The sequence below is a fragment of the Paracoccus nototheniae genome (genome assembly GCF_004335005.1).
Taxonomy (GTDB): Bacteria; Pseudomonadota; Alphaproteobacteria; order Rhodobacterales; family Rhodobacteraceae; genus Paracoccus; species Paracoccus nototheniae.
In genome coordinates, this window is record NZ_RQRT01000015.1 from 51977 (window position 1) to 65042 (window position 13066).

At 68.0% G+C, this 13066-nt stretch carries 10 protein-coding genes; 5 read left to right on the top strand and 5 right to left on the bottom strand.

Annotated elements, in window-relative coordinates; all coding sequences use genetic code 11:
- Both EG885_RS08260 and EG885_RS08265 read left to right on the top strand, forming a co-directional pair.
- Positions 1 to 1362: an aminotransferase gene (locus EG885_RS08260; protein ID WP_165571074.1), complete on the top strand. Its 1362-nt coding sequence runs from the start codon at positions 1 to 3 to the stop codon at positions 1360 to 1362.
- Positions 1363 to 1440: 78 nt separating this feature from the next.
- The gene (locus tag EG885_RS08265; RefSeq protein WP_131574005.1) at positions 1441 to 1665 is read left to right on the top strand and encodes a DUF2798 domain-containing protein; all 225 of its coding nucleotides are present in this window, start codon (positions 1441 to 1443) and stop codon (positions 1663 to 1665) included.
- Between the two features lie 3 nt (positions 1666 to 1668).
- Here the strand turns inward: EG885_RS08265 and EG885_RS08270 are convergent, their stop codons facing one another.
- Positions 1669 to 3852 (bottom strand): ComEC/Rec2 family competence protein, encoded by a 2184-nt coding sequence (locus EG885_RS08270; protein WP_242679564.1) that lies wholly within the window; start codon positions 3850 to 3852, stop codon positions 1669 to 1671.
- A gap of 115 nt (positions 3853 to 3967) precedes the next feature.
- Here EG885_RS08270 and gltX point away from each other — a divergent pair, with 115 nt between their 5' ends.
- The 3 genes from gltX (at position 3968) to EG885_RS08285 (ending at position 7502) form a co-directional block, all read left to right on the top strand.
- Entirely contained in the window at positions 3968 to 5365 is a 1398-nt protein-coding gene (gltX, locus tag EG885_RS08275) for a glutamate--tRNA ligase (protein WP_131574006.1), read from the top strand.
- A 78-nt stretch (positions 5366 to 5443) separates the two neighbouring features.
- Positions 5444 to 6733, top strand: coding sequence for a citrate synthase (locus EG885_RS08280; RefSeq protein WP_131574007.1), 1290 nt, complete (start codon positions 5444 to 5446; stop codon positions 6731 to 6733).
- Positions 6734 to 6836: 103 nt separating this feature from the next.
- Positions 6837 to 7502 (top strand): SDR family NAD(P)-dependent oxidoreductase, encoded by a 666-nt coding sequence (locus EG885_RS08285; protein WP_131574008.1) that lies wholly within the window; start codon positions 6837 to 6839, stop codon positions 7500 to 7502.
- 97 nt (positions 7503 to 7599) lie between these two features.
- On the opposite strand, the gene EG885_RS08290 is transcribed toward EG885_RS08285, so the two are convergent.
- The 4 genes from EG885_RS08290 to glpX all read right to left on the bottom strand — a co-directional run bounded on the left by EG885_RS08290 (position 7600) and on the right by glpX (position 13005).
- On the bottom strand, positions 7600 to 9399 hold the full coding sequence (locus EG885_RS08290; protein ID WP_379106122.1) for an aminopeptidase P family protein: 1800 nt from the start codon (positions 9397 to 9399) through the stop codon (positions 7600 to 7602).
- Positions 9396 to 10088: a metal-dependent hydrolase gene (locus EG885_RS08295; protein ID WP_131574009.1), complete on the bottom strand. Its 693-nt coding sequence runs from the start codon at positions 10086 to 10088 to the stop codon at positions 9396 to 9398. The genes EG885_RS08290 and EG885_RS08295 overlap by 4 nt, the downstream gene beginning before the upstream one ends.
- Before the next feature lie 131 nt (positions 10089 to 10219).
- Positions 10220 to 11956: a single-stranded-DNA-specific exonuclease RecJ gene (gene recJ / locus EG885_RS08300; RefSeq protein ID WP_131574010.1), complete on the bottom strand. Its 1737-nt coding sequence runs from the start codon at positions 11954 to 11956 to the stop codon at positions 10220 to 10222.
- An 83-nt stretch (positions 11957 to 12039) separates the two neighbouring features.
- Positions 12040 to 13005 (bottom strand): class II fructose-bisphosphatase, encoded by a 966-nt coding sequence (glpX, locus tag EG885_RS08305; RefSeq protein ID WP_131574011.1) that lies wholly within the window; start codon positions 13003 to 13005, stop codon positions 12040 to 12042.
- Between the last annotated feature and the right edge of the window lie 61 nt (positions 13006 to 13066).

The window sequence follows — 13066 nt, forward strand, 5'->3', positions numbered from 1 at the left end:
ATGAACACGCCGCAAAGCTGGGAAGCACGCGCCGACGAATATTCGCTTTACGGATTCACCGACCTGCCAAGCGTGCACAAACGCGGCGCCGTCGTGCTGACCCATGGCGAGGGGCCTTACGTCGTCGATGTGAACGGCAACCGCTATCTGGATGCCAATTCGGGCCTGTGGAACATGGTCGCGGGGTTCGATCACAAGGGTCTGGCGCAGGCTGCCAAGGATCAATACGATCGCTTTCCTGGCTATCACGCATTTTTCGGGCGGATGTCCGATCAGACGGTGATGCTGTCGGAAAAGCTGGTCGAGGTGTCGCCCTTTGAACGCGGCAAGGTATTCTATACCAACTCGGGCTCCGAGGCGAATGACACGATGGTCAAGATGCTGTGGTTCCTGCATGCCAGCGAGGGCAAGCCCGAAAAGCGCAAGATCCTGACCCGCTGGAACGCCTATCACGGGGTCACCGCCGTGTCGGCCAGCATGACCGGCAAGCCCTATAATTCCGTCTTCGGCCTGCCGCTGCCGGGCTTCATCCATCTGGGCTGCCCGCATTACTGGCGCTTTGGCGAGGCAGGAGAGACGGAAGAACAGTTCACCGCGCGTCTAGCCCGCGAGCTGGAGGAGACGATCCTGCGCGAGGGCGTCGATACCATCGCCGGGTTCTTTGCCGAGCCGGTGCAGGGCGCGGGCGGGGTCATTCCCCCATCGGCGGGGTATTTTCAGGCGATCATGCCGGTTCTGAAGAAATACGGCATTCCGATGATCGCCGATGAGGTGATCACCGGATTTGGGCGGACGGGCAACACCTGGGGCAGCCAGACCTATGATTTCATGCCCGATGCGATCATCAGTTCCAAGAACCTGACGGCGGGGCTGTTTCCGATGGGCGCGGTGATTCTGGGGCCGGAACTGGCCGACCGGGTTCAGGCGGCGGTCGAGATCATCGAGGAATTTCCGCATGGCTTCACCGCCTCGGGCCATCCGGTCGGCTGCGCCATCGCGCTGAAGGCCATTGATGTGGTCATGAATGAGGGGCTTGCCCAGAACGTCATCGATCTGGCGCCGCGATTCGAGGATGGGCTGCGGCAGCTGGCCCAGAACCCCAATATCGGCGAATATCGCGGCGTGGGCTTCATGTGGGCGCTGGAGGCGGTGCGCGACAAAGCCACCAAGACCCCGTTCGAAGGGCATCTGTCGGTCAGTGAGCGGATCGCCAATACCTGCACCGATATGGGGCTGATCTGCCGTCCGCTTGGGCAGTCGATCGTGCTGTGCCCGCCGTTCATCCTGACCACCGATCAGATGGACGAGATGTTCGACAAGCTGGACAAGGCGCTTGGCAAGGTCTTTGCCGAACTGGCATGACAGAAAGCACCCCCGCGTCAGGCGGGGGCAGGCCCGGCGGCGATACTGCCGGCGGTTTTTTTTGCAGGAGACCGGCCCATGATTCCCGCGCGCTACGCCCCGATCCTGTTCGGGCTGATCCTGTCGGGGCTGATGTCCTCGCTGGTGTCGGGCATTGCGACCTTTCGCGCGGTCGGGATGGTGCAGGGGGTGGCGGGACTGTGGCTGGGCAACTGGCTGTCCAGTTGGGCGGTCGCCTTTCCTGCGGTGCTGGTCGTGGCGCCGGTTGCGCGTCGGGTCGTGGCGCGGCTGACGCGGGCCTGAGGGTCACGGCGGCTTGGTGCGACCGCGCAGCGGCATGGGGCCGCTGGACCGGATCTGCGGGCCGTCCGGTCCCATGACGATGGCCAGCGCGCCGGTCCGGCGCAGCCTGTCCGGGTCCAGCAGCAGACAGGGCGCGCGGCCCTGCAGCGCCACAGGTTCCGACGCGACGACGATGCGGCGGGGGCGGCATTCCCCCGCTGCGCGGCGGCCCGATCCCTTGCCGGTCAGATGCCAGACCTGCCAGCCCTGCGGCAGATCGGCACGCCGGTCGCGATGATCCCCGGTCCAGCCGGGACGGGCGGCGGCGGCGCTCTGATCGCGCATGTCGCCGTCTTCCTGCAGCCAGACCGACACGACAAAGGCCCCGCCCGAGGGTTTCGAGATCGCCCGCCCCGCGGGGGTCATCAGCCCCACGGCCTCGCCCTCGGGGGCGATCAGCAGCAGGGGGCGGCGCGCGCTCAGCCACAAACCCGCCGCCAAGGCCAGCAGCGCCAGACCCACGGCGCAGCCTGCCGCGGTGATCAACCCGCGCTGCCCCGCCCGGCGCCAGCACAGGATGGCCAGCACCGCGCCATAGCCCATCAGCGCGACCACCGCACCGGGCGGCTTGGGGATGCCGGTGACCGCGCCCGAAAGCCCCGCGACCCAGCCCGCGACCCACAGCATCCATTCGGTCCCCAGACCCATGACCCACAGGGCCGGAGCCTCCAGCCCGACCAGCGCCAGAAGCGCGCCGATGACGCCTGCGGGCATCACCAGCGTGCCCATGACCGGCACCGCCAGCAGGTTGGCCAGCATCCCGTATTGCGCCATGCGGTTGAAATGCGCGGCGGCGATGGGCGCGGTCGCCAGCCCCGCGACCAGCGACGACACGAACAGCATCGCCACCGGACGCAGCCACCAGGGCAGGCGCGGCGCGATGCGCGACCACGGGCCAAAGGTCAGGATCAGCGCGATGGTGGCCGCAAAGCTCATCTGGAAACCGGCGCTGGTCACGGCCTCGGGGCTGTAGATCAGCACGATGGTCGCCGCCAGCGCCACGGTCCGCAAAGAAATGGCGCGCTGATCGGCGATGATCGCGCCCAGCATGACGGTGACCATGATGAACGACCGCTCGGTCGCGACGCCGCCGCCCGACAGCCACAGATAGGCCGCCGCCGCGAGGATCGCGACGCCCGCCGCAATCTTGTGCAGCGGGCGGGCCAGCCCGATGCCCGCGCCCTGCACCGCGACCAGAACCAGCCGCCCCGCCGCATAGACGAACCCGGCCAGCATCCCCATATGCAGCCCCGAAATCGAGATGATGTGATAGAGGTTCGATGCCCGCATCACCGCGTTCGTCTCCTCCGCGATCCCCGAGCGGTCGCCGGTCATCAGCGCCGCAGCGACCGCGCCGGCCTGCCCGCCGATGCGGTCGCGGATCGCGGCGCTGATCTGCATCCGGGCGCGGTGCATCCCCCACAGCCCGTCCTGCGGCGGGGCGACGGCCATGATCGGCGTGCGGGAATAGCCGACCGCCCCCAGCCCGTCGAACCACGCGAACATCCGGAAATCAAAGCTGCCCGGTGCAGCGGGCGCGGGCGGCGGGCCCAGATGGCCGGTCAGCATCACCCGCTGCCCCAGGGGCGGCAAGGGATCGTCGCCCATCAGCGACAGGCGGACCTTGCCGGGGGTGCGCTGCGGAGACATATCATTCAGAACCACCCGGTCCAGCATCAGCCGCATCCGGTCGCGCCCCGATCTGTCGATCTGGATCACCCGCCCCTCAACCGGGCCGTAATAGCGCCAGTCCAGGACCGGGGCGGCGACCTGCGCCGCGCGAAAGGCGACCAGCCCCATGCCCAACACGGCGACGCACAGGGCCAGCGCGCCCAGATGCGTGGCATCCGCCAAGGGCCAGCCGATCCGCCCGCGTTCAGCCCAGCCATGCGCCTGCCACGCCACAAGGATCGCCCCCGCGAGAATGACCCCCAGCAGGGACCATTGCCCGGCATCCAGCAGGGCCGGGCGCAGGAACCACAGCCCGATCCCCGCCGACAGGCAGACCGGCACCCAAGGAAACAGCCCCGCGCGCAGCACGGCGGCGGGACGCACCCGAAGGGCATTCCGCGCAGCCACGGGCGGGCGCGCAGCCACAGGGGTGCGCGGGGGCAGGGGGGCGGCCATGACACCCGGTTCGGGCAACATCCTTGTCCTTTCGCGACCCGGTGATTATCACTTGGCCGCAAGATGGCACGGCGCTGCTTACCAGATCGTTAACGCCGCCCCGTGCCCCAAGTCCTAACACCTGCTGAAAGCCCCCATGTCCCAGACCGCCCCCGTCGTGACCCGCTTTGCCCCCTCGCCCACCGGTTATCTGCATATCGGCGGCGCCCGGACGGCCCTGTTCAACTGGCTGTTCGCCCGGGGCCGGGGCGGGAAATTCCTGTTGCGGATCGAAGATACCGACCGCGCCCGGTCCACGCCCGAGGCGACGGCGGCGATCCTGAAGGGGCTGGAATGGCTGGGGCTGGACTGGGACGGCGAACCGATCAGCCAGTTCGCCCGCAAGGACCGTCATGCCGAGGTCGCGCGCCAGATGATGGATAACGGCACGGCCTATCCTTGCTTTTCCACCACGGACGAGATCGCCGCATGGCGCGAGGCGAACCCGCGCCAGCCCTTTCTCAGCCCGTGGCGCGACCGGACGGATCACCCCGATGCGCCGTTTGCGATCCGCCTCCGGGCGCCCCGGACGGGCGAGACGGTGATCGCGGATCAGGTGCAGGGCGATGTCCGGGTTGGCAATGATCAGCTGGACGACATGGTTCTGCTGCGCAGCGACGGCACGCCAACCTATATGCTGGCGGTGGTCGTGGACGATCACGACATGGGCGTGACCCATGTGATCCGCGGTGATGATCATCTGACCAACACCGCCCGCCAGATCCAGATTCTGGACGCGATGGGCTGGCCGCGCCCGGTCTATGCCCATATCCCGCTGATCCATGGCGAGGATGGCAAGAAGCTGTCCAAGCGTCATGGCGCGGTCGGGCTGCACGAATTCGCGGCCTTGGGCTATCCCCCGGCGGCGATGCGCAACTATCTGGCGCGGCTTGGCTGGAGCCATGGCGATGACGAGCTGTTCGGCGATGCCGAAGCCCGCGACTGGTTCGGGCTGGAGGGCATCGGACGTGCCCCCGCGCGGCTGGATTTCAAGAAGCTGGAACATGTCAGCGGCCACCATATCGGGGCGATGCCCGACGATCAGGTGCTGGCCGCGCTGCAGGACTATCTGGTCGAAACCGGCGCCCCCGCACTGACCGGGACGCAGCGTCAGCGCATCATGGGCGCCATGTCGGTGCTGAAGGAAAAGGCCCGGACATTGCCCGGATTGCTGGATCAGGCGCGCTTTGCGATGATCGAACGCCCGGTCGCGATCGACGACAAGGCCGCCAAGGCCCTGGACCCGGTATCCCGTGGTATGCTGACATCGTTGACTGCCGCAGTGCAGAATGCTAGCTGGAGCCGAGACGATCTGGAGGAGGCGGCCCAGCAGGTCGCTTCGGAAAACGGCGTCGGGCTTGGCAAGATTGCGGGGCCCTTGCGCGCCGCGCTGGCCGGGACCAGCACCACCCCCAGTGTGTTCGACATGATGACTGCGCTTGGCCGCGAGGAAACTCTGGCCCGGCTTCAGGACCAGACCGATTTGGCAGGCTGAAGCCTGCCCTCACCTGCCTGGGCCGTCTGGCGGTTGACGCCGATGACCGCCCTGCCTCAGCCGGAAAGGACGCCTTGCATGGCCGATAAGACCGCCACGTTGCGCATCAACGATCAGGACTATGAGCTGCCCATCCTGTCCCCCACCAAGGGCCCGGATGTACTGGACATCCGCAAGCTGTACGGGCAGGCGGACGTGTTCACCTATGATCCCGGCTTCACCTCGACCGCCAGCTGCGATTCGACCATCACCTTCATCGATGGCGACAAGGGAGAGCTGTGGTATCGCGGCTATCCGATCGAACAGCTGGCCGCGAAATCCAGCTATCTCGAGGTCTGCTATCTGCTGCTTTACGGCGAGCTGCCCTCGCCCGAGCAGATGGACGATTTCAGCGCCCGCGTCACGCGCCACACGATGGTGCATGAACAGATGCACAATTTCTTCCGCGGGTTCCGCCGCGATGCGCACCCGATGGCCACGATGGTCGGCGTGGTCGGCGCGATGTCGGCCTTTTATCACGATTCGACCGATGTGAACGACGAATGGCAGCGCGAGGTCGCGGCGATCCGCCTGATCGCCAAGCTGCCGACGATCGCGGCGATGGCGTACAAGTATTCGATCGGCCAGCCCTTCGTCTATCCGCAGAACGATCTGGATTATGCTAGCAATTTCCTGAACATGTGCTTTTCGGTTCCGGCCGAAAAATACGAGGTCAACCCGGCACTGGCCCGCGCCATGGACCGGATCTTTACCCTGCATGCCGATCATGAACAGAACGCCTCGACCTCGACCGTGCGTCTGGCGGGATCGTCGGGCGCCAACCCGTTCGCCTGCATCGCGGCGGGCATCGCCTGCCTGTGGGGGCCTGCCCATGGCGGCGCCAATCAGGCCTGTCTGGAAATGCTGCGCGAGATCGGGACCGTCGACCGGATCCCCGAATTCATCGCCCGGGCCAAGGACAAAAGCGATCCGTTCAAGCTGATGGGCTTTGGCCACCGGGTCTACAAGAACTTCGACCCGCGCGCGACGGTGATGAAGGAATCCGCCGACGAGGTTCTGGAGCTGCTGGGCATCGGTGACAATCCGGTCCTGCAGGTTGCCAAGGAACTGGAAAAGATCGCGCTGGAGGACGAGTACTTCATCGAGAAGAAACTTTATCCCAACGTCGATTTCTATTCCGGGATCATCCTCGAGGCGATGGGTTTCCCCACCTCGATGTTCACGCCGATCTTTGCGCTGTCGCGCACGGTGGGCTGGATCGCGCAGTGGAAAGAGATGATCGGCGACCCGCAGAACAAGATCGGCCGCCCGCGCCAGCTGTATGTCGGCAGCGACAAGCGCGACTATGTCGATCTGACCAAGCGCTGATCGCCCGTCAGGGTTCGGTCTGGGGGCCCCTTCGGGGGCCCCTTTTCCATGTCCGCCATCGGCCCCCTTGCAAGGGCCGCGCCCCGGTGGCAAGGGGGCGGGCATGAACGATCATGATCAGGCAGAGGCGCCGAAACTGGCGCTGGTGACGGGGGCCTCACGGGGTCTGGGCGCGGCGCTGGCCGAGGGGCTGGCCCTGCGCGGCTATCATGTGCTGGCGGTGGCCCGGACCGTCGGCGCGCTGGAAGAGCTGGACGACCGCATCCGCCGCGCGGGCGGTCAGGCGACGCTGGCGCCGATGGATGTGACCGAACCCGATGCGATGCGTCAGATGGCCGGTGCCATCGCCGCGCGGTGGGGGGGCCTGGACCTGTGGGCGCATTGCGCGATCCACGCCGCCCCGATGGCCCCCGCGCCCCATATCGAGGGGCGGGACTGGGCCAAGTCGATGCTGGTGAATGTCGAGGTGACGCGCGGGCTGATCGCCCTGCTGGAACCGGGGCTGCGCCAGAAACAGGGCACGGCGCTGTTCTTTGACGATGCGCGGGGGGGGCAGAAATTCTTTGGCGCCTATGGGGCCAGCAAGGCCGCCCAGATCGCGCTGGCCCGCAGCTGGCAGGCCGAGACGATCCGGATCGGCCCGCGCATCCTGATCGATGCGCCCGCGCCGATGCCCACCGCCGTGCGCGCCCGGTTCTATCCCGGCGAGGATCGCACCGCGCTGACGCCCTGCAAGGACGAGGCCGCCCGCATCCTGACACTGCTTTAAGGTCCGGCGCTGTAAGGGTCCGGGGCCGCCGCGCAGATTGCGTCCCGCGACGGCGCGGGGGGCTGCCTGCCCCCCGCGCCCCCCGGTCGCCGCGCCTTCAGGCCAGCGGCGCGGTGGCGGCGATCAGCCAGTCCAGATCATCGCCCTGCAGATCGGCCGACAGCGCCTCGCGGACCTCTGCGTGATAGGCATCCAGCCACCCGCGTTCGTCCGCCGACAGCGCGGCAATGTCGATCAGGCGGCGGTCGATGGGGCACAGGGTCAGGGTCTGGAACCCCATCATGCTGCGCCCCGGTTCGGCCCGGGCTTCGGCCACCACGATCAGGTTCTCGATACGGATGCCAAAGCTGCCCTCGCGGTAATAGCCGGGCTCGTTCGACAGGATCATGCCCGGCTCCAGCGCGACATCGCCGGCGCGGCTGATCCGGGCGGGGCCTTCATGCACGCACAGCGCCGCGCCCACGCCATGGCCGGTGCCGTGGTCGAAATCCATCCCCTCGGCCCACAGGAACTGCCGCGCCAGCGCATCCAGATGCGCCCCGGCCACGCCCTTGGGAAAGCGTGCCCGGCTGAGCGCGATCATGCCCCGCAGCACGGCGGTAAAGGGCGCCACGGCATCCGCCCGCACGGGACCAAGCGCCACGGTGCGGGTGATGTCGGTCGTGCCATCCGCATATTGCCCGCCCGAATCGATCAGCAGCAGATCGCCCGGCGCCAGCGGTCGGTTCGTGGCCCGTGTCACGCGGTAATGGATGATCGCGCCGTTGGGACCGGCGCCCATGATCGTGTCGAAGCTGATGTCCAGAATGCCTGCCTGACGGCGCAGATCCTCCAGATGCCGGACCACGTCGATCTCGGTCAGGGCGGCGGGATCATGACGATCCAGCCATGCCAGCAGCCGCACCATCGCCACGCCGTCGCGCCGGTGGGCGGCGCGCATCCCGGCCAGCTCGGCGGCATTCTTGCGCGCCTTGGGCAGGACCGCTGGATCGGGGCCGCGCGCGATGTCTGTCCCCGCGCCCTCAAGGATGCGGAACGCGGCCTCGGGCGCGCTGCCGGGGTCCACCCGGACCGGGCCCTCAAGGTCCGTCAGCGCCGAGCCCAAGGCGTCATGCGGCAAAAGAGAGACCTCATCGCCCAGATGGGCGCGCAGATCCGCATCGAACTTGGTCGGATCGGCGAAAAGGGCGACATGGCCCGTGTCAGACAGCACCGCGAAAGCCTGCACCACCGGGTTCTTGGGCAGGTCGCTGCCCCGGATGTTCAACAGCCAAGAGATCGAATCGGGCAGCGTCAGCAGCGCCGCCGCCTGTCCTGCGGCCTGCAATTCGGCGGCCAGCCGGGTGCGCTTGGCTGCTGCCGTTTCTCCGGCCAGATCGTCGGGATGGATGCGGGCGGCGCCCACCGGCGGGGCGGGGCGATCGGGCCAGATCGCATCGACGGGGTTCGTCTCCAGCGCGATCAGGGCGATTCCGCTGCCCTCCAGCGCGGTCTCCATCCCCTCGATCTCGCGCCGGGCATGCAGCCACGGGTCAAAGCCCACGCGGCCCCCCTGCGGCAGCGCCGCGCGCAGCCAGTCCGAGGGGCGCGTCTCGGGCCAGTCGACGGGGGTGAACTGCGCCAGATCGACCTGGCCCCGCACCTGCACGCGATAGCGCCCGTCGACAAAGACGCCCGCCCGGTCCTGCGCGACGATGGCAAAGCCCGCGCTGCCGGTGAAGCCGGTCAGCCAGGCCAGCCGCGCATCGGCATCGGCCACATATTCGCCCTGATGGACATCGGCGCGCGGCACGATCACGGCGGCCAGATCCTGGCCGCGCATCACACCGCGCAGATCGGCCAGCCGGGCGGCATGATCGCCGCCACCCGCCGGATCGTCGAACCCCTGAAAGCTCACAATGCGATCGCCTTCATCACCTCGGGTTCGATGACCCGCACATCGGGCAGGGCGTCGATCAGCACCTGAGCGGATTGTTCCAGCAAGGGGAAGGTCTTGTAATGGCAGGGGATCACCGTGCGGAAATCGAAATAGCGCCTGGCGGCATAGGCCGCGCGCGCCATGTCCATGGTGAAATGCCCGCCCGCGCAGAGGATGCCGATATCGGGTTTGTGCAGATCGCCCATCCAGTCCATGTCGGCCATGATGTCGGTATCGCCCGAGACATAGATCACATGCCTCTCTCCGGCGATCATATAGCCCGATTCATGACCAGCATAGACGGGCCCGTCCGGTCCGCTGATGGAACTGGAATGCGTCGCATTGACCATCGTGACCTTTGCGCCGCCCAGATCGACGGTGCCGCCCTTGTTGAAACCGATGCCCTCAATCCCCTCGGTCCCTTCCCAATGGCTGACCAGATCGAAGATGCCGACCACGGGGATCTTCAGATCGCGCGCCAGCGCCAGCGTGTCGCCGCTGTGATCGCCATGGCCATGGGTCAGCAGGATATGGGTCGCGCCGTCGATGGCTGCCGCGCGGGCGTCTTCGGGAAAGACCGGATTGCCGCTCATCCACGGGTCGATCAGGATCACGGCGCCTTCGATCTCAAGACGGAAGCCGGAATGGCCAAGCCAGGTCAGTTTCATCGGGATCTCCTTGATGGGATGCTGGCCGCAGGTTAGCGGCCGCGCATGGTCCTGACCAGAACCCCCCGGACCGGGCTTGGTTGCCTTGAAGCGGGTCGCCTCGGACCCCGCTGCGTTCAGAGCTGATCCGCTCAGACCGGCGCCGCGTCGTCCAGCCGCAGGCGCAGACGCTCCCGCCCGCCCCATGTGGACAGCTCCAGTTTGCCCGCCAGATGGAACCGCCGGCCCTTGGCGCCGATCAGGCCGGGACCAAGCGGCCCGTCCATCGCACCCCAGGCCACGGCCTCCATCGGCGGGGCGCCAGGGCTGCGGAAGGTCAGGCGCAGATGGCGGTCGCCCATCGTGGCGGCGCTGTCGATCAGCTGATCGGCAAAGGCAAAGCGCGGCGCGGGCGCGGCCTGCCCGAAGGGCCCGGCATCCTCCAGCATCCGAAACATCTGCGCCGTCGCGCCCGACGGCTCCAGAAGGCCCGAGATCCGCAGATCCCCCGACCCGCTGCGCCCGGCCAGATCGCGGGCGATCAGATCGGCCAGCCGGTCCATCGCGGCGGGGATCTGCGCCTCGGCCACGGTCAGCCCTGCGGCCATCTCGTGCCCGCCGCCTTTCAGCAGCAGCCCCTCGCGCGCCAGCCGCTGGATCGCGCGGCCCAGATCGACGCCCGGCACCGACCGGGCGCTGCCCTTGCCGATGCCATGATCGACGCCGATCACGACCGAAGGCAGGTCGGTCGCCTCTTTCACCCGCGCGGCGACGATGCCCACGACGCCGGGATGCCAACCGGGACCGGCGGCCCAGGACAGGCGCGGATCGCCCCGCGCCTCGACCTGGGCCAAAGCTTCCAGCCGAACCTCGGCCTCAATGGCCCGGCGGTCGCGGTTCAGATCGTCCAGCTGCGCGGCCAGCCGGGTCGCCTCGGACGGATCGCGGGTGGACAGGCAGCGCGCGCCCAGATCGGCGCGCCCGACCCGACCCCCGGCATTGATGCGCGGTCCCAGCAGAAAGCCCAGATGAAAGGCGCTTGGCGCCCCGTCCAGCCGCGCAATGTCCGACAGCGCGACCAGCCCCGGACGCTGCCTGCGCGCCATCACCGCCAGCCCCTGCCGGACAAAGGCCCGGTTGACGCCGACCAGCGGCGCGACATCCGCCACCGTCGCCAGTGCGACCAGATCCAGCATGGCCATCAGATCCGGCTCGGCCAGACCTCGGGCCCGCAACACCCGCCCGGCCTGCACCAGTGTCAGGAACACGACCCCCGCCGCGCACAGATGGCCAAGGCTGCCATCCTCGTCCATGCGGTTGGGGTTCACGACGGCAAGCGCTGGGGGCAGGGTCTCGGCCCCAAGATGGTGATCCAGAACGATCACGTCGCAGCCGGTGGCGGCGGCCAGCGGCTCGTGGGATAGGGTGCCGCAATCGACGCAGACGATCAGATCATGATCCGCCGCCAGCCCGGCGATGGCGGGGGCGTTGGGGCCATAGCCCTCATCGATGCGGTCTGGAACATACAGCGTCGCCTGCCGCCCCTGACTGTGCAGCCAGTCGATCAGCAGCGCGGCGGACGACCCGCCATCGACATCGTAATCGGCAAAGATCGCGATGCGCTGACTCTGCGCCGCCGCCTCGACCAGCCGTTCGGCGGCCACCGCCATGTCGCGCAACGCCAGCGGATCGGGCAGCAGATCGCGCAGCTTCGGCAACAGGAACCCCGCCGCCTCGGCAGGATCGACCATGCGTTCGGCCAGCACCCGCGCGACCGCCAGCGGCAGCGCGGCCTGCTGCGCCAGCCCCTCGGCCCGACGCTCCAGATCGGGCGCGGGGCCGATCCAGCGCCGCCCCGTCAGCGAGCTGTCGATGCCCAGAAATCCCACGTCGCGCCTGCTTTCATCTTGGCCAAATATCCCGGGGGGAGTCCGCAAGGACGGGGGGCAGCGCCCCCCTTCTCCCGCAGGGATCACTTGATCGGGTTGCGATAGATCATCCGCCGCACCGAACCGGTCTTGGACCGCATCAGGATCGTCTCGGTCGTCAGATAGCCCGGCTCGCGCTTGACGCCTGCGACGATGGACCCGTCGGTGACGCCGGTCGCGGCAAAGATCACGTCATCGGTGACCAGATCGTCGCGGGCATAGATGCGGTCCAGATCGGTGATCCCGGCCTTGCGGGCCCGGCCGCGTTCGTCATCATTGCGAAACAGCAGCCGGCCCCACATCTGGCCGCCCATGCATTTCAGGGCCGAGGCCGCCAGAACGCCTTCGGGCGCGCCACCCGAGCCCATATACATGTCGATGCCGGTCAGCTGCGCCTCGGCGCAATGGATCACGCCGGCCACGTCGCCATCGGTGATCAGGCGGACGGCGGCGCCGGTGCTGCGGACCTCGGCGATCATGTCGTCATGGCGGGGGCGTTCCAGAATGCAGACGGTGATGTCGGCGGGCGCACAGCCGCGCGCCTTGGCCAGCGCCAGAACCCGCTCGGCCGGGCTCATGTCCAGACTGACCACATCGACCGGATAGCCCGGCCCCACGGCCAGCTTGTCCATATACACGTCGGGCGCGTGCAGCAGCGTGCCGCGCGGCGCCATGGCGATCACCGTCAGGGCGTTGGGCATGTCCTTGGCGGTCAGCGTGGTGCCCTCCAGCGGGTCCAGCGCGATGTCCACGGCGGGACCGTCGCCGGTGCCGACCTCTTCGCCGATGAACAGCATCGGGGCCTCGTCACGCTCGCCCTCGCCGATGACCACGACGCCTTTGATGTCCAGCATGTTCAGCTGGTCGCGCATTGCGTTCACGGCGGCCTGATCGGCGGCCTTTTCGTCGCCGCGCCCGATCAGCAGGGCCGAGGCATGGGCCGCAGCCTCGCTGACGCGGGCCAGGCCCAGAGACAGCATCCGGTCGTTGAAATCCTTAGGCGCGGTCATGTCCCTCGTCCCTTTCGATTGGGTTCGGGGCTTTCTAGGCCCCGAACCCAATCGAAAGGGA